Genomic DNA, 18,133 nt, shown 5'->3' on the forward strand with positions numbered 1-18,133 from the left:
CTTTAATTAAATACTTTTTTAGGCTTTATTTCATTAATTTTGTCAGGATGATGTTCATAAATGGCTAATGCTTTTTCACTTATCTTATCAATAAACACAAATTGCTTTTCTAATGATAGAGTAAAATCTTTTTTTAGGAGTTTTTGACCATTTAAGATTCTATACTTTAAAGTGTCATCATCAATGACTACATGTTGTAAACTTTTCAAACCATATTCTATAGGAAATAGATAATGTTGTAATGTTTCATGCTCATGTAATTCAGAAATTTTTTCAAGTGATAAACTTTCATTTATATTAAATCCACCCGAATTTATACGAGTTAACAACGACATATGAGCAGGATAGCCTAAAGCTTTGCCAATATCTGTTGCTAACGTTCTGATATAGGTGCCTTTTCCACACGTTACTTTTATATCAAAATGACATGTTTGTTCTATAAATGTTAAATCAGATATTCGTTCAATTTCATCAATTTTAACTTGTCGTTTTGGCCGTTCAATAGTTTCTCCTTTTCTAGCATATTCATATAATTTTTTTCCATTTACTTTTACAGAGGAATACATTGGAGGAATCTGCTCTATTACTCCTTTAAATTCTTCTAAAACACGATCAACTTCTATAGAAGTAATCGTATTCGATGATATATTTACTTTTTCTATTACTTCTCCAGTTTGATCTTCAGTTGTCGTACTTTCACCTAATGTAATGGTTGCTTGATAAGATTTCCCCATATCCATGACATAGTCGCTTACTCTTGTTGCTGTCCCTATACAGATAGGTAGTACACCTGAAACTTCAGGATCTAATGTTCCAGTATGACCTATCTTTTTAGTTTTTAAGATTTTTCTAAGTTTAAATACAACATCATGACTGGTCAAACCACGTTCTTTATACACTGGTAATATACCGTTGTACATTTTTTCACACCCTTTAGTTTATTATGTCTCACTATGTATTATTAAATCATCTAATGTCTTATCCATATTTTATCAGTATTAATCATATAAAAAGGAGTAGGACTGAATTCATGTAAATGTTATCGTCCTACCCCCATCATATGTTGCATCTAAACTTCTTTTTCTGAAGTTATTTGATTGAATGTCACTGATTAATAACAATGATAAAGTATTATTTATCTTGTTTGTGTAAATCTTGAATCATTTTTTCAATTTTATTACCGTATTCAATTGATTCATCATATTCAAAGAATAACTCTGGTACTATACGTAATCTCATTCTTGAACCTAGCTCAGATTTAATGAATCCTTTTGCTTTATCTAAAGCTTTAAACGTATCATTAACTTCCTTCTTATTGCCAAGCACTGTTAAGAAAACTTTGGCTTGTGATAAATCATTTGTTAATTCAACGTCAGTAATAGTAATAAATCCTACTCTTGGATCTTTTACTTTATTATTAATGATATCCATAACTTCTTTTTTCATTTGTTCGCCAACACGTTCAGCTCTCATATTACTCATGGATATGTCACCTCTTTATTATTTAACATATGATTAGAAGAGAATGCTAAAGTGCCTACCTATATCATATACACTTTAGCCTCTTACAAATTAGTTATCTTTCAATTTCTACCATTTCGAATGCTTCAATAATGTCGCCTTCTTTAATGTCATTAAAGTTTGCAATTGTAATACCACATTCGTAACCTTGTGATACTTCTTTAGCGTCATCTTTAAAACGTTTTAACGTATCAAGTTCACCTTCGAATTGAACAATACCATCACGAATGACACGTACGCCTGCGTTACGAGTGATTTTACCTTCAGTCACGTAACTACCAGCAATGGTTCCAACTTTTGAAACTTTGAATGTTTGACGTACTTCAGCTTGTCCGATAACTTGTTCTTCAAATTCAGGATCTAATAAACCTTTCATCGCTGATTCAATTTCTTCTATAACATTATAGATGACTCTATGAAGACGCATATCAACATTTTCAGCTTCTGCTGCACGTTTCGCACCTGCATCAGGACGTACGTTAAATCCAACAATAATACCATTTGAAGCATTAGCTAATGTAACATCTGATTCATTGATTGCCCCAACAGCTGTATGAATAATACGAACATTTACGCCTTCAACATCAATTTTCATAAGAGATGCAGCTAAAGCTTCTACAGAACCTTGTACATCACCTTTAATAATGACATTAAGATCTTTCATTTCTCCTTGTTTCATTTGTTCGAATAAATTATCTAATGAAACATTTTTGCTTTCTTGACGTTGTTGAATCACACTTGCTTCATGACGAGCTTCACCAATACGACGCGCTTGTTTTTCATCTTTGAAAATAACGAAGCGGTCACCTGCTTGAGGTACATCGTTAATACCAGTAATTTCAACCGGTGTAGAAGGGCCAGCTGTTTTAATTCTTTGACCCAAATCATTTACCATAGCTCTTACGCGCCCATACGTATTACCAACTACAATTGAATCACCTACATGTAACGTACCATTTTGAACTAATAATGACGCAGCTGGTCCACGTGATTTATCTAATTCTGCTTCAATAACAGTACCTACTGCTTGCTTATCAGGATTAGCTTTTAATTCTTGTACTTCGGCAACTAAACCAATCATTTCTAATAAGTCATCAATACCATCACCATTTAATGCTGAAAGTGGTACAAAGATTGTGTCGCCACCCCAATCTTCTGGAATTAAACCATATTCAGTTAACTCTTGCATCACTCGGTCTGGATTTGCAGTTGGTTTATCAACTTTGTTGACCGCAACAATTGTTGGTACATCCGCTTCTTTAGCATGGTTAATTGCTTCAATTGTTTGAGGCATAACGCCATCATCTGCTGCTACTACTAAAATAGTGATATCTGTTACTTGAGCACCACGTGCACGCATTGTTGTGAAAGCTGCATGTCCAGGTGTATCTAAGAAAGTAATTTTTTTACCATTATTTTCAATTTGATATGCACCAATGTGTTGTGTGATACCGCCTGCTTCTCCTGCTGTGACTTTAGTATTTCTAATTGAGTCTAGTAATGTTGTTTTACCATGGTCAACGTGTCCCATAATTGTTACAACTGCTGGTCGTTCAATTGCATCTGGATCGTCTTCTTCATCATCAAAATAAGTTGTTAGGTCTTCTTCATTAACAACAACTTCTTTTTCAATTTCAACACCATAATCATCTGCGATAAGTTCTAATGTTTCTTCATCTAATGATTGGTTAATATTAGCAACAATACCTAACAAGAATAATTTTTTAATAATACCAGATGATTCGATATTTAATTTATCAGCAAGTTCTCCTACTGTAATACCTCCCTCATACGTGATTTTTGAAGGCATTTCTTTAGGTTCAGCAGCAGATTTGTTATTCTTACCTTTATTATTATTTTTGTTGTTTTTATTGTTTTTATTGTTTTTATTGTTTTTGCTATTTTTATTGTTTTTTTTCTTTGAATTAGATTTGTTTTGATTATTATCTTTTTTACTTTGTTGTTTTTGGTGATTATTTTGAGTGTTTTGTTTTTTATTTTCTTCATTTTGTGATGATTTGAACTTTTTATCAAGCATCTTAATTTGGTCATCTTCTAATGCTTGCATGTGATTGGATACTTCAACGTCCATTTTCTTTAACTCATCTATAATCTCTTTACTTTTAACATTTAATTCTTTCGCATATTCGTAAATTCTCTTTTTACTCATATAATCACTCCTTACAATATTCATCAATCATCGACATAAGTTTTTTAGCAAAACCTGAATCTGTCACGCCAACATTTACACGTTCTTCTTTGCCCAATGATTGTCCTAATTCTACTCTCGTACCGAAAACTCTAAACGGAACATGATATGTGTCACATTTATTCTTTATATTCTTTTTAGCGTTATCTGAAGCATCAGTAGATAAAATCACAAGTTTAATATTACGTTTTTTTATCTCAGATATGAGTACTGATTCTCCAACTTTAACTTTTCTAGCTCTCATCGCTAAGCCTAAAAAATTAAATATCTGTTCTTTTATCATTTAGGAATCTCTTCTCTATAAATTAATCGAATTACTTCTTTATATACAGGATCTAATTTTTCAGGACTTTCATTAAAGTACTTCTCGAGTACACCATTTTTTTGAGCATCTTCTACGCTTTTAACATCTTTTGAAACATATGCACCTCTACCTTGTTGTTTTCCAGTACCATCAGCGAAAATTTCGCCTTCTTTATTAATTACTACTCGAATCATGTCTTTTTTAGGACGCATTTCATTCGTGATGATGCATTTGCGCATTGGAATTTTCTTCTTCTTCATTTACTACTCACCCCATATGCTTAAACGTATTAATGTTCTTCTTTATTATCTGAAGCGTCTTGTGCTTCATTTGAAGTTTCATCAACTTCCGCTGATAATTCAGCTGTTGTTAAGTTTGTTTCTTCTAAATTTATGTCATCAATTTCAATATCTTTATCTTCAGAAAATACTATTTCATCAGCTTTTTCTTCAGATTCAATTACAGGATAAATCCCTGCTTCGCGAGCATCTGTTTCAGATTTAATATCAATTTTCCATCCTGTAAGTTTGGCAGCTAAGCGCGCATTTTGTCCACGTTTACCAATAGCTAATGATAATTGATAATCAGGTACTACCACTACAGTAGATTGGTTATCTTCATCAACAATAACTTCTAAAACTTGTGATGGGCTTAAAGCATTACGTACAAAAACGTTTGGATCTTCATCCCATTGAACAATATCGATTTTTTCTCCACCTAATTCTTCAACAACCGCTTCAACACGTGAACCTTTTGCACCTACACAAGCTCCCACTGCATCTATATCTGGATTTTCAGAGTATACACTAATTTTAGAACGATCTCCTGCTTCACGTGCAACTGATTTCACAATAACAGTTCCATCATAAATTTCTGGAACTTCTTGTTCAAATAAACGTTTTAATAAACCCGGATGACTTCTTGACACATAAATTTGTGGACCTTTTGTTGTTTGCTCTACTTTATTAACATAGACTTTAATTCTTTCATTTGGAATGTATGTCTCATTAGGACTTCTTTCAGCTTCAGATAAAACCGCTTCGATTCTACCTAAATTAACATACACATATCGATGATCAACACGATCAATCACACCTGTTAAAATATCTTCTTCTTTATCAATAAACTCAGAGTATAAAATTTCTCTTTCAGCATCTCTTAGACGTTGCATTACTGCTTGTTTAGCAGCCTGTGCGCCCACACGACCAAAGTCTTTAGGTGTGACATCTTCTTCGTAAATATCACCTATTTCATAAGCAGGATTTTTAACTAAAGCTGTGCTTAAATCAACTTCTTCACGATCATCAAATACTTCTTCTACAACTTCTTTACGTGCGATGACTTTAAATGTGCCTTCATCCATATTTAATTCTACACGGACGTTTCTAGCACTATCATAATTTTTCTTATATGCAGTAATTAAAGCTGCTTCAATTGCATCAATCAAAACTTCTCTTGGAATTTTCTTTTCCTTTTCTAAGTATTCAGTTGCTAATAATAATTCATTACTTGCCACAATTATTCCTCCTCATCACGTTAAATCATTACAGCGTGACGTGCTTTTGCAATTTTATTTCTTGGTATCTCAATTGTTTTTTTCTTTGCTTTTTCTTTAACTTCCATAGTTATTGTGTCATCATCGACAGACTTCAGAATGCCTAACCATTCTTTATCACCTTCAATTGGCGCATAAAGAGATACAAATATAGGTTGCTCTATCGCATTTTGATAATCTTTTTCTTTTTTTAGTGGACGTTCAGCTCCAGGTGAAGCTACATCAAGATAATACATTTCAGGAATAGGATCATTTTGATCCATTGCTTCACTTATTTTTTCAGAAGCAAGCGTACAATCATTTAAATCCACGCCACCTTCTTTATCAATAGAGATTCTCAAAAAACGATCTTTGCCTTCTTTTGCATATTCAACATCAACTAATTCAAAGTTTAAATCATCTAAAATGGGAGTAATGATAGTTTCTACTTCTTCAGTAATTTTACTCATACAGGCCTCCTTTTTTGGCAAATAGAAAAGAGCGGGTATATGCCCACTCTTTCTGCCTGAGTCTAAATTTTTACACAAACTAATTATAACATACTTTATATGCTTAAACAAATGAAGCTACTATTAATACTTCTAAGTTGTCCATTTACATATCAAAAATGGACAATTGTGCTTTATCTGGTAAATCTGGTAATGAACCCAAATCATCAAGGTATTCAATAATTTTTTGAGATAAACCTGCTTTTTTATTAAGGTCTTCTTTGGATAAAAATGGACCGTCTTCACGTGCCTCAACAATACGTTTAGCTACGTTTTCACCTAATCCTGGCACAGCAATAAATGGTGGGATCAATGTATCATCTTCAATAATGAAATCAAAAGCTTGACTTTTTTCTAAGCTAATCGGCTGCATTTTAAATCCACGATGTGCCATTTCATTCATTATTTCTAATACTGTTAATACATCTTTTTCTTTTTTTCCTAAATCCATATAACGAGAATACATATCTTTAACTGTGTTCTTAATACTTTCTTTATCTTTAATCATTGTAATTAAATCAAAGTCTGATGCACGAATTGTAAAATATGCTGCATAATAGTATAACGGATGATGCACTTTAAAGTATGCAATACGTACAGCCATAAGTACGTAAGCAGCTGCGTGAGCTTTAGGGAACATGTATTTAATTTTTAAGCATGAATCTAAATACCAATCAGGTACATCATTCGCTTTCATCGCATCTATCATTTCATCCGTAAGTCCTTTACCTTTACGCACAGACTCCATTGTTTTGAAGGCCATTGATGGTTCAAGCCCAGCATACATAAGATATACCATAATATCGTCACGACAACCAATTACACTGGATAAATCGCAGATGCCTGAGCGAATTAACTCTTGTGCATTACCAAGCCACACATCGGTACCATGTGATAAACCTGAAATTTGTACAAGTTCAGAAAATGTTGTTGGCTTAGTGTCTTCTAACATTTGACGAACGAAACCTGTACCAAATTCAGGTACACCAAATGTGCCTGTCTTACATAAAATATCCTCTTCTGTTACACCTAAAGAAGCCGGACTACTAAATATTTGCATTGTCTCCTTATCATCAACAGGAATCGTTTTAGGATCGATACCCGATAAATCCTGTAACATCCGTATCATTGTAGGATCATCGTGTCCAAGTATATCGAGTTTTAACACATTATCATGAATCGAGTGGAAATCAAAGTGTGTGGTCATCCAAGATGCACTTTGATCATCTGCTGGATATTGTATCGGTGTAAAATCGTAAATATCCATATAATCAGGAACTACAATAATTCCTCCTGGATGCTGTCCAGTTGTACGTTTAACACCTGTACATCCTTTGACAAGTCTATCGATTTCCGCACCACGTTTATGAATACCTTGATCATTTAGATATCCTTTAACGAAGCCAAATGCCGTTTTTTCAGCCACTGTACCAATTGTACCTGCTCGGAATACTTTATCTTCTCCAAAAAGTACTTTCGTATAGTTATGGGCATGCGGTTGATATTCACCACTAAAGTTCAAGTCAATATCTGGTACTTTATCTCCTTTAAATCCTAAGAAAGTCTCAAATGGAATATCTTGACCTTCTTTAATTAATTCGCCACCACATGTTTCACATGTTTTATCAGGTAAGTCGAATCCTGAACCTACCGACCCATCATCAAAAAATTCACTCGTCTTACAATGTGGACATATATAGTGTGGAGGGAGCGGATTCACTTCTGTTATCTCTGTCATCGTTGCAACAAAGCTCGAACCTACAGAACCACGTGACCCTACCAAATATCCATCATCTAATGACTTTTTAACTAACCGTTGTGATATGAGATAGATAACTGAAAAGCCATTACCAATAATACTATCTAATTCTTTTTCGAGACGATCAATGACAATTTGCGGTAAGTCATCACCATACAATTTTTTCGCATTTGTATAGCTTAATTCACGTATTTCTTCGTTAGCGCCCTCCATACGTGGCGTAAATAATTGATCTTTAATTGGAATTACTTTCTCAATTCGGTCTGCTAATTCATTCGTATTTTTAACAACAATATCATAGGCTTTATCTTCTCCTAAAAAATGAAATTCATCTAACATTTCATCTGTTGTTCTAAAATGTGCTTCTGGAAGTGTGGAACGATTTAATGGATTACCTGGTTGTGATGCAATTAAAATTTTACGAGCAATAGCATCATGCTCAAATAAGTAATGAGCATTACCAGTAGCTATCACAGGTATTCCTGTACTTTCTCCCGCTTTTAAAATACGATCATATATTTCATACAATGTTTCAGTATCACGGATTAATTCACGATCGATTAAATCTTGATAAAGCTTAGGTGGTTGTACTTCTATAAAATCATAATACTTTGCTATTTTTTCAACTTCAGATTGATCACGTTGCATCACAGCTGTAAATAATTCCCCTTCATCACAAGCTGTACCTACTAGAATGCCTTCTCGATATTCATTTAATAATGATCGTGGAATTCTAGGTGTTCTATAATAATATTTTACTAAAGAAGCACTTACGATTTTAAATAAATTCTTGAGTCCATCTTGATTTTGAACTATGAGTGTGACATGGGTTGGTCGTGCACGTTTATAGGCATCTTCATTTGATAATTTTTTATTAATATCTTTATGATTAGTCACACCTAGTTCTTTCATCTGTTGAACCATTTTAATGAAAATATAAGCTGTTGCTTCAGTATCATAAATCGCTCTATGGTGTTGAGTAAGTTCAACGCCATATTTTTTAGCTAAGAAATTTAATCCATGTTTACCATATTCAGTGTTAATGGTACGTGATAATTCAAGAGTATCAATCACTCCATTAGTTGATGGACCGAAACCTAATCGTTCGTACCCTGTATCAATAAAGCCCATATCGAATGAAGCATTATGCGCTACAAAAATGGCATCTCCTACCCATTCCTTAAATTCTGTTAGTACTTCTTCAATTTCTGGTGCATCCACTAGCATGTCATCTGTAATGTGTGTCAGATTAATTATTGTTTCTGATAATTTTTCATGTGGATTACTAAATCTTTCAAATTTATCTATAATTTCGCCGTCTTTAACTTTGACAGCAGCAAGTTCGATAATTTGATCATATTGATTAGATAAACCTGTTGTTTCGACGTCAAACACTACATATGTAGCTTCTTTTAAATTTCTATCAGTAGGTTTATAGGCAATAGGCACACCATCATCGACTAACATGCCTTCCATCCCGTAAATCATTTTAATTCCATTTTTTTCCGCTGCACTATGAGCATCAGGAAAAGCTTGAACCACATTATGATCAGTAACAGCTATTGCTTTATGTCCCCATGCTGCAGCCTGATTAACGTACGCACTGATGTTTGGAATACCATCCATTTGACTCATTGATGAATGTAAATGAAATTCGACACGTTTCTCTTCTGCTTTATCTTGTTTAGGTGTCTTTTTGATTTCTTCAATATCTGACATCATCATGACTAAATCACGTACAAACGTATCTTCTTCTATACGACCTTGTGCACGTACCCATTTACCTACACTTAAGGCTTTAAAGTGATTTAAATCATCCTTATTTTTTCTAGTAAACATTTTTAATACTAAAGAATCTGTATAGTCTGTCACTTTAAGTTCAACAATGTGACGTCCACTTTTTAGTTCTTTAATGTTAATATCAAAGATAACCCCTTCAATGGCTACTTTAAATTCTTCTTCAATAATTGTTTCAATAGGTTTAATATTTTCAACGTGAATTGGCTTTCCTATTTGACATTTTTCAACACTACTGCCGTTATTATCTTGTTGTTTTGCTTTTTCAGCTTTTATTTTTTCAATTTTTTCTGTAGCTTCTTTAGCACTTTGTTGATCTTCTTCTTGAATATGTGCCTCTAATGAAGCAAGATCTTCATCTCTATTCGAATCATCAGTTTCAAATATTACTTTATCTATATCAAAGCCACATTTTTGAAATGCTTTTACTAAACTACCATTACATACTTTATCAAAATGATTTCTTTCAATATCATTTGAAGTCATTACTTTTAAAACATTACCTGACATAATTAAACGTTTTTGTTTAAGTTGACCCTTCACTTTTGGTGATAAAGCTGTGTGTTCAATACAATGTCCAAAATATTTAATCACATGTTCATCTTGATTCGATGTATTTTGAATTGTAAAATGCCAGTCCACATGTGCAATATCTTTAAACTCTTCTTTAATTGCATGAGTAAAGATTAAATAATCTTCATTTGAAAGAAAATAAGGTAACGTAATTTGAAATTCCCAACTTCTATTTTTATTTGATACATCTATTCGTGTGAGTTCACCTTTTTCAAGTATTTCTTTATCCAATTGATTTGAAATCTTAATTTGATCGGCAAGTACTCTAAATTTTTCCTGACTTGTCATTGCCACAAAGAATAACCACCTTATTTCGAACTTATCATTTACTTTAAAAAACTTGATTTATATTATACTACTTTCACATTTATTTTTCATGATTACAGTTTAACTAATAAAAACAATAAAAGAGGTTGGAAACAACAAAATGTTCCAACCATTTTTATTCATGTGCACCTATAGTTTTTCATAGAGTGAAGCAATGTGATTGTCTAATTCATTAACATGAACTTCTTCACTTTCACCCGTTTGACGCACTTTAACTTCAACAATACCTTCACTTGCATTTTTACCTACAACAATTCTTATCGGTAAACCAATTAAATCAGCGTCATTAAATTTAACGCCTGCACGCTCTTTACGATCATCATAAAGTACATCATATTTAGATTGTAATTCTGAGTATAATTTATCTCCTAATTCAAGTTGTTCTTCTTTTTTAGGATTGATTGTAATTAAATGTAAATCAAATGGAGTGACTGACTTTGGCCAAATAATACCATTTTCATCATTATTTTGCTCAACAATCGCACTTAATGTTCTAGACACTCCGATACCATAGCAACCCATAATTAAAGGTTGCGCTTTACCTTGATTATCTAAAAATTTAGCATTCATTGCTTCAGAATATTTCGTTCCCAGTTTAAATACTTGTCCAACTTCAATACCTTCTGCAAATTTTGCATTTCCAGAACCATCACTTAACGGTTCACCTTCTAAAATAAATCTAAAGTCTCCGTATTCATCGATATTAAAATCACGCTCAACATTTGCATTAATATAGTGATAGCCATCTTCATTAGCACCTACCACTATGTTATTTAAATCTTTAACAAAATTATCAGCAATAATTTTAATGTCTTTATTATGAATAGGTCCTAATGAACCAGGATTTGCTCCAAGTAAATTTACAATTTCATCTTGAGTCGCCATTTCCACATTATCAGTTTCAAAGTATGCTTTCACCTTCACATCATTGAGCTCGTGATGGCCTCTTACTAAGAACATCATGAATTCTCCATCCACTTTGAAAATCATTGTTTTTACAATTTCATCAATTGGACGATTTAAAAAGTCAGCCAATTCTTGAGCTGTTTTAATATTTGGCGTTTCTATTTTTTCTAGTGATTTAATGTCTGTATGTTTCTCATTTGGATAATACTTAACTTCAGCTTTTTCAATATTTGCTGCATAATCACTATTTTCACTATACACAATCGTATCTTCACCAATTTCACTTAAAGCCATAAATTCATGTGTATGATTACCGCCAATAGCACCTGAATCAGCTACTACTGGACGCGCATTAATTCCAACACGTTTAAAAATACGACTATAAGCATTGTACATCTCTTGATATGTTTGATCTAATGATGCTTCATCAGCATGGAAAGAATAAGCATCTTTCATGATGAACTCTCTTCCACGTAATAAACCAAAACGTGGACGTTTTTCATCACGGAACTTAGATTGAATTTGGAATAATGTTAATGGTAATTGTTTATAAGACTTTAATTCGTCTCTAACGATAGAAGTCACTACTTCTTCGTGAGTAGGTCCTAAAGCAAATTCTCTTCCATTACGGTCTTTTAATCGCATTAATTCAGGACCATAAGCGCCCCAACGTCCCGACTCTTCCCAAAGTTCTGCTTGCTGCAATGCTGGCATTAAAATCTCAACTGCATCAATATTTTCCATTTCTTCACGAATGATTTTAGAAATATGATTTAGTACACGTGTTGCTAAGGGTAAATAACTATAAATACCACTTGTGCTTTGTTTAATTAAACCTGCTTTTAATAACAACTGATGACTTAAAGCCTCAGCTTCAGAAGGGACTTCTCTCATTGTTGGTATAAAGACTTTCGATTGTTTCATTTTTTATCCTCCTAAATTATAAGAAATAACGTTGTATATCATTCCAAGTGACTAAGACCATAATAATCACTACAAATATAGCTCCAACAGCAATAATTGCAGTTTCAGCTTTTTTGTTTACTGGTCTTCTAAATATCGCTTCATAAATAACAAATAAAATTCTACCACCATCTAAAGCTGGAATAGGTAATAAGTTCATAATCCCTAAGTTAACACTCAGCAATGCCGTATAGTATGCTAATGCAATAATACCTTGTTTTACTACAGAATCTACATTGTGATAAATACCCACTGGACCATTTAACATATCAAAAGTAAAGCCACCTGTGAAAATACTTCCAATCATTGTTCCAACTGCTTTAAAAATAAGTACACTTGCATCTAAAAATTGTTGTACGCCTAATGCTAATGGCTTAAATAGTGAATGTTCATTCGCAGGTTGAAAACCTAATACATAAGAAGTTTTAGAATTTAATTTTGTCTGTTTAATCACTTGTTTTTTAGGTGTAACATCTAGTGATTTGGTGTGACCATCTCGTACAATTTTAATTGTTGTTTGATGGTCTTTCGTTTTATTAAGTGCACTTTGAATATCGCTAAAATCGTTAATTTTATAGTGTCCAACTTGAACAATTTTATCTCCAGCTTTTAATCCAGCTTCTTGTGCTGGATAATTGTCTGCTAATTGTTTTACTGTAGGGGTAGGCGTACCTTGATAATAAGCTAAGCCAATAAATAGTACGAGAGCTAAAATAAAGTTAAATAATGGGCCCGCAAATAAAGTTAAAAACTTAGGTAATGGTTTTTTATGTGTAAATTGACGATGCCTTGGTGCAATTTGAATTAAACTACCATTTTCAACAAAGTAAGCTTTTTTAGCAATATTAAAATGATGTCTTTCATTATCATATGCTGTAATACCTTCAATATATAAATCATCTTTAAAATCACATCGTTTAACTTCAATCGCTTCAATTTTTTGGAATTTATGTTGATCATCTAAAATAATATGTGTAATTTCATCTTGTTCATTTAGTTTTATTTTAACATTCATTCCTGGCTGAACGGGTGGTTCTTCTAATCCATCTCCTGCCATTCTTACATACCCACCAACTGGAAGTAAACGTATTGTATATAACGTTTCATCTTTACGGAAACTGAAAATTTTGGGTCCCATTCCAATCGCAAATTCTGGACACATAATACCTGCACGTTTTGCAAAAAACATATGTCCATATTCATGTACTGTAACGAGTACACCAAATACGATAATAAATGAGACGATTGTGATTAAATAACTCACTTACAACACCTCAATTAATTTTAATATTTAAATTATCTAGATTATAAGATTTTAGATTTTAAATTTTATAATAATTTCTAGTATAAAAAAACAGTTTTAAAAAAAGAGCTATAAAGTACACGATTGTATAATATTAATCAAATGTGAACTCAATAACTCCTCAATTATATCATTATATGCTTTTCATAAATAAATAAAACGTTAATTTTTTATTACATTTGTAGTAATAGAATGTTTAACAGTGGTAAAACAAACATAAAGCTATCAAATCTATCTAAAATACCGCCATGTCCTGGCAAGATTCTGCCTGAATCTTTAACACCAAAATGACGTTTAAAACCAGATTCTACTAAGTCACCTAATTGACCAAATACACTTAAAATAATTGTAATTAATAATAACAGCCAGATATTTAGATGAAAATCTACAAAAAACATCATTACAAGTGGAACAATTAAACTACAAATGAGTCCTCCAATAAAACCTTCAATCGTTTTGTTTGGACTAATAACTGGCCATAGTTTGTGTTTTCCCATTAATCGTCCAAATATATATGCGCCAGTATCTGTTAACCATACGATTAAAAATGCAAAAAGTATATAATGTAAACCATAAGAACGTGTAGCATAAAAATACATAAATCCTATTCCAACGTATGCTACAGACATTAAACAAAATGCAGCGTCCATAAAGCTAAATCTGTTTTTCGAAAGTACAGTATAACTTAATAGTATGAAGCTCATTGCAATTAAACTTTTTAATTGAACATCACTCACCCAATCTCCGGCAGACTGAGGAAGCATAATAATAATAAGCGCTATAGCACTGAAAATACCTGGAATTGATAAAAATTTAATCATATTCATATTTAACAATTCTTTTAAAGCAATGAGCGCCAGCAAATAAGCAAAAAGCATTAAAATAGTTCCACCTTTTAATAATATAGGTAGAAAAATAAGCAATGCTATAATCGCGGTCAATGTTCTTACTTTCATAATTTACTCCTCACTTAATCCTCCAAAACGTCTTTGGCGAGATTGATATATTTTTATACATTGTTTTAATTCTTCACCATCAAAGTCTGGCCATAACTTCTCATTAAAAATAAATTCACTATACGAAGCCTGCCAAATTAAGAAGTTACTAAGGCGTTGTTCTCCAGATGTACGTATTAATAAATCTGGATCTGGATCTGGATGGGTCATTAAATGTTTGGAAATCATCAATTCATCAATATCATCACTGTTTTGACCATTACGTTGAAGTTCATCATAAATTGATTTCATACTTTGAACAAGTTCAGCTCGTCCACCATAATTAATGGCAAATACTAATTTCAAGCCTGTATTATTTTTGGTTTTTTCTTTAGCATAATTAATCGCCTCAATTGTTGATTGGGGTACTGCATCTAAAAAACCAATAGTTTCTATCTTAACATTTTTCTCTATAAGTTCTGGTAGAAATGTTTTTAAAAAATTCACAGGTAAATTCATGATATAATTAACTTCACTTTCAGGTCTTGACCAATTTTCCGTTGAAAAAGCGTATAAAGTTAAATATTTAATACCTAAATGACTTGCTTCACGTGTCACTTTTTTTATGGTTTGCATACCTTCATAGTGACCTTTAATTCTAGGCATTTTACGCTTTTTTGCCCAACGACCATTTCCGTCCATGATAATTGCTATATGTTCAGGTAAATTATGTATATCTAAATCATCATTTTGATTGATTTTAGTCTTATTTCTTTTTATTAGCTTTCTAAACATGGTCTTTCCTCCGAGCCTGATCATTTCTGTTATATTATATAGGTTATTTAAGAAATCATCTATCATTTTATCATACTAAATAATGGCATTGAATAAGCAAATTAAAAAACTGTACCAAAGTCTGACTTGGCACAGTTTAGACTAAAACAATTTATAATCTTGTCATAGAAGAGTATGATGAAATATTAAACAGACATAATATCTTTTTCTTTTTCATCAACTAAATTATCAATTTCTTTAATTGAATTGTCTGTTACTTTTTGAACATCTTCTGTTTGGCTTCTTAAATCATCTTCAGTAATGTCTCCATTTTTTTCGTCTTTTTTCAATTGATCATTGATATCACGACGAATATTACGGATTGAAACTTTTGAATCTTCACCGATTTTTTTAACATTTTTAACTAATTCTTTACGACGTTCTTCAGTTAAAGCAGGAACAGTGATACGAATAACTTCACCGTCACTAGTAGGGTTCACACCTAGGTTAGCAGCAATAATCGCTTTTTCAATATCAGCTACAGATGATTTATCATATGGAGAAATGACAAGTAAGCGTGCTTCAGGCACGTTTATACTCGCTAACTGTTGAACTGGTGTTGGGGCACCATAATAATCAACATTTACTCCGTTTAATAAATTAGAATTCGCTCTACCCGCACTAATATTAGCTAATTCACGTGATAAATTTTCAATTGATTTTTTCATTCTAGATTTTGTATCTTGAATTATCTCACTCATACATTTACACCTCTAATTATTTAGTAATTAATGTACCAATTTTTTCGCCCATAACGGCACGTTTAATATTGCCTTCTTCCATAATAGAGAATACATTTAATGGAATGTTATTATCCATACAGAATGAAGAAGCAGTTGAATCCATAACTTGTAGGCCTTCTTGTAACATTTGAATATGTGTTAGATGATCATATTTTACAGCATTTTTATCAATTTTTGGGTCGGCAGAATACACACCATCAACATTATTTTTACCCATTAAAATGACATCGGCCTCTACTTCAGCTGCACGTAGTGCTGCAGTTGTGTCAGTAGAGAAGTATGGATTACCAATACCAGCTGCAAAAATAACTACGCGTTTTTTCTCTAAATGTCTAATTGCGCGACGACGAATATAAGGCTCAGCAACCTGTTTCATTTCAATTGAAGTTAATACTCGTGTATCACAATCTAATTGCTCTAAACTATCTTGTAATGCCAATGCATTCATTACAGTAGCAAGCATGCCCATATAATCAGCTGTACCTCGGTCCATGCCTAAATCGCTACCTGTTTTACCTCTCCAAATATTACCGCCACCAACGATAACAGCTATTTCACAATCCATTTTAGCTACTTCAGCGACTTGTTTTGCTACACTTTTAATGATGATAGGATTGATACCAAAACCTTTTTCACCTGCAAGTGCTTCACCACTAAGTTTCAGTACTACACGTTTATATTTAGAAGTCTGCGCCATTATTTTTTCCTCTCTATGATTAATGATATGTAATATATACAAGTAAAGAAGACACTAATGGTCTTCTATAATAAAAGAATTTTATTATATAGAATTCCTTAAAGGTGTCTTCTTTCTTGTTAGAATAATGTGAACAAATTATTTCATTTGACCTTTAACTTCATCAGCAAAGTTTTCTTCGCGTTTTTCCATACCTTCGCCTACTTCATAACGTACGAAGTCAGCTAATTTACCGCCTTTAGATTTTAAGAAAGCTTCAACTGTTTGATCTGGGTCTTTAACGAAGTTTTGGTCAACAGCACAAATTTCTTGAAGATATTTACGTAAACGACCTTCAACCATTTTTTCAACGATATTTTCAGGTTTACCTTCATTTAATGCTTGTTGTTTTAATACTTCTCTTTCGTGATTAATTTCTTCGTCACTTACTTGGTCTGAAGAAACATATTTAGGATTAATTGCAGCGATGTGCATTGCTACATCTTTAGCTGCTTCTTCATCAGTAGAACCTTCAACAACAGTCAATACACCGATACGTCCACCCATGTGTAAGTATGCACCAAAAGCATCGTTATCAGATTTAGTTCTAATAGCAAAACGACGGATGCTTAATTTTTCACCGATTGTTGAGATAGCCTCTTTCATTCTTTCATCAACTGTTTGACCACTTGCTAATTTAGTTTCTAATAAAGCTTCTACTGTTTCAGCTTTACTTTCAAGGATTTGATTAGCAATTTCTTTAACTAATTCTTGGAATCCTTCGTTTCGAGCAACGAAATCAGTTTCAGAGTTAATTTCAACGATTGCTGCTTCATTACCTTTTACTTCTACATGTACTAAACCTTCAGCAGCGATTCGATCAGCTTTTTTAGCTGCTTTAGCAATACCTTTTTCACGTAAGTAGTCGATTGCTTTATCGATATCTCCATCAGTTTCAGTTAGCGCTTTTTTACAATCCATCATACCTGCGCCAGTTCTTTCACGTAATTCTTTAACAAGTTTTGCTGAAATTGCCATTAATTATTCCTCCAATATGTCTAATTGTAATAATAGATGATATTTAAATATTACCATTAAAGGTACTATTATTTCCAATACTCTATTACGATTTATTAATAATTTTTTAAATTAAGGTTATTTTAAAAATAAAATCTGATTTAAAAGTATAATTGAATATTTATCTTTTATATTTATACCCAATTTACTATCCATTTTAAAT

Annotated in this window: 15 protein-coding genes; all 15 read right to left on the reverse strand. The window is 32.4% G+C overall.

The features are described from left to right. Positions 1-2: 2 nt before the first annotated feature. The 15 genes from truB to tsf all read right to left on the reverse strand — a co-directional run bounded on the left by truB (position 3) and on the right by tsf (position 17,931). The gene (truB, locus tag HMPREF2647_RS05815; protein WP_017174613.1) at positions 3-920 is read right to left on the reverse strand and encodes a tRNA pseudouridine(55) synthase TruB; all 918 of its coding nucleotides are present in this window, start codon (positions 918-920) and stop codon (positions 3-5) included. A gap of 211 nt (positions 921-1,131) precedes the next feature. Then, positions 1,132-1,482 (reverse strand): 30S ribosome-binding factor RbfA, encoded by a 351-nt coding sequence (rbfA, locus tag HMPREF2647_RS05820; protein ID WP_002448740.1) that lies wholly within the window; start codon positions 1,480-1,482, stop codon positions 1,132-1,134. A gap of 94 nt (positions 1,483-1,576) precedes the next feature. Next, positions 1,577-3,691 carry a translation initiation factor IF-2 gene (gene infB / locus HMPREF2647_RS05825; protein WP_070859715.1) on the reverse strand — a complete coding sequence of 705 codons (2,115 nt, stop codon included), beginning with the start codon at positions 3,689-3,691 and terminating at the stop codon, positions 1,577-1,579. A 4-nt stretch (positions 3,692-3,695) separates the two neighbouring features. Continuing rightward, entirely contained in the window at positions 3,696-4,013 is a 318-nt protein-coding gene (locus HMPREF2647_RS05830; protein ID WP_017174611.1) for a YlxQ family RNA-binding protein, read from the reverse strand. Beyond that, on the reverse strand, positions 4,010-4,294 hold the full coding sequence (rnpM, locus tag HMPREF2647_RS05835) for an RNase P modulator RnpM (protein WP_002448835.1): 285 nt from the start codon (positions 4,292-4,294) through the stop codon (positions 4,010-4,012). Before rnpM ends, HMPREF2647_RS05830 begins: the two co-directional genes overlap by 4 nt. A gap of 29 nt (positions 4,295-4,323) precedes the next feature. Next, positions 4,324-5,550: a transcription termination factor NusA gene (gene nusA / locus HMPREF2647_RS05840; RefSeq protein WP_019835114.1), complete on the reverse strand. Its 1,227-nt coding sequence runs from the start codon at positions 5,548-5,550 to the stop codon at positions 4,324-4,326. A 20-nt stretch (positions 5,551-5,570) separates the two neighbouring features. After that, positions 5,571-6,038 carry a ribosome maturation factor RimP gene (gene rimP, locus HMPREF2647_RS05845; RefSeq protein WP_017174609.1) on the reverse strand — a complete coding sequence of 156 codons (468 nt, stop codon included), beginning with the start codon at positions 6,036-6,038 and terminating at the stop codon, positions 5,571-5,573. Between the two features lie 145 nt (positions 6,039-6,183). Continuing rightward, on the reverse strand, positions 6,184-10,494 hold the full coding sequence (locus HMPREF2647_RS05850; protein ID WP_128805165.1) for a PolC-type DNA polymerase III: 4,311 nt from the start codon (positions 10,492-10,494) through the stop codon (positions 6,184-6,186). Between the two features lie 168 nt (positions 10,495-10,662). Further along, positions 10,663-12,363 (reverse strand): proline--tRNA ligase, encoded by a 1,701-nt coding sequence (locus tag HMPREF2647_RS05855; protein WP_017174607.1) that lies wholly within the window; start codon positions 12,361-12,363, stop codon positions 10,663-10,665. A gap of 16 nt (positions 12,364-12,379) precedes the next feature. Beyond that, positions 12,380-13,666, reverse strand: a complete 1,287-nt coding sequence (gene rseP / locus HMPREF2647_RS05860) for an RIP metalloprotease RseP (protein WP_049415301.1) — start codon at positions 13,664-13,666, stop codon at positions 12,380-12,382. Positions 13,667-13,878: 212 nt separating this feature from the next. Further along, complete coding sequence (locus tag HMPREF2647_RS05865; RefSeq protein WP_017174605.1) at positions 13,879-14,661, reverse strand: phosphatidate cytidylyltransferase; 783 nt, start codon at positions 14,659-14,661, stop codon at positions 13,879-13,881. Positions 14,662-14,664: 3 nt separating this feature from the next. After that, positions 14,665-15,435 (reverse strand): isoprenyl transferase, encoded by a 771-nt coding sequence (locus HMPREF2647_RS05870; RefSeq protein ID WP_017174604.1) that lies wholly within the window; start codon positions 15,433-15,435, stop codon positions 14,665-14,667. A gap of 185 nt (positions 15,436-15,620) precedes the next feature. Further along, complete coding sequence (gene frr, locus HMPREF2647_RS05875) at positions 15,621-16,175, reverse strand: ribosome recycling factor (RefSeq protein WP_017174603.1); 555 nt, start codon at positions 16,173-16,175, stop codon at positions 15,621-15,623. A gap of 16 nt (positions 16,176-16,191) precedes the next feature. Then, on the reverse strand, positions 16,192-16,914 hold the full coding sequence (gene pyrH / locus HMPREF2647_RS05880) for a UMP kinase (protein WP_017174602.1): 723 nt from the start codon (positions 16,912-16,914) through the stop codon (positions 16,192-16,194). A gap of 138 nt (positions 16,915-17,052) precedes the next feature. After that, positions 17,053-17,931, reverse strand: a complete 879-nt coding sequence (gene tsf / locus HMPREF2647_RS05885) for a translation elongation factor Ts (protein ID WP_017174601.1) — start codon at positions 17,929-17,931, stop codon at positions 17,053-17,055. Positions 17,932-18,133: the final 202 nt, after the last annotated feature.

The sequence above is a fragment of the Staphylococcus sp. HMSC035D11 genome (assembly GCF_001836075.1).
Lineage (GTDB): Bacteria > Bacillota > Bacilli > Staphylococcales > Staphylococcaceae > Staphylococcus > Staphylococcus hominis.

Bases quoted from the DNA above. Each gene is read 5' to 3' on its own strand.
- pyrH (WP_017174602.1), bottom strand. From the start codon at position 16,914: ATGGCGCAGACTTCTAAATATAAACGTGTAGTACTGAAACTTAGTGGT.
- truB (WP_017174613.1), bottom strand. From the start codon at position 920: ATGTACAACGGTATATTACCAGTGTATAAAGAACGTGGTTTGACCAGT.
- frr (WP_017174603.1), bottom strand. From the start codon at position 16,175: ATGAGTGAGATAATTCAAGATACAAAATCTAGAATGAAAAAATCAATT.
- HMPREF2647_RS05830 (WP_017174611.1), bottom strand. From the start codon at position 4,013: ATGATAAAAGAACAGATATTTAATTTTTTAGGCTTAGCGATGAGAGCT.
- rnpM (WP_002448835.1), bottom strand. From the start codon at position 4,294: ATGAAGAAGAAGAAAATTCCAATGCGCAAATGCATCATCACGAATGAA.
- rbfA (WP_002448740.1), bottom strand. From the start codon at position 1,482: ATGAGTAATATGAGAGCTGAACGTGTTGGCGAACAAATGAAAAAAGAA.
- rimP (WP_017174609.1), bottom strand. From the start codon at position 6,038: ATGAGTAAAATTACTGAAGAAGTAGAAACTATCATTACTCCCATTTTA.
- HMPREF2647_RS05850 (WP_128805165.1), bottom strand. From the start codon at position 10,494: ATGACAAGTCAGGAAAAATTTAGAGTACTTGCCGATCAAATTAAGATT.
- HMPREF2647_RS05865 (WP_017174605.1), bottom strand. From the start codon at position 14,661: ATGAAAGTAAGAACATTGACCGCGATTATAGCATTGCTTATTTTTCTA.
- tsf (WP_017174601.1), bottom strand. From the start codon at position 17,931: ATGGCAATTTCAGCAAAACTTGTTAAAGAATTACGTGAAAGAACTGGC.
- HMPREF2647_RS05855 (WP_017174607.1), bottom strand. From the start codon at position 12,363: ATGAAACAATCGAAAGTCTTTATACCAACAATGAGAGAAGTCCCTTCT.
- infB (WP_070859715.1), bottom strand. From the start codon at position 3,691: ATGAGTAAAAAGAGAATTTACGAATATGCGAAAGAATTAAATGTTAAA.
- HMPREF2647_RS05870 (WP_017174604.1), bottom strand. From the start codon at position 15,435: ATGTTTAGAAAGCTAATAAAAAGAAATAAGACTAAAATCAATCAAAAT.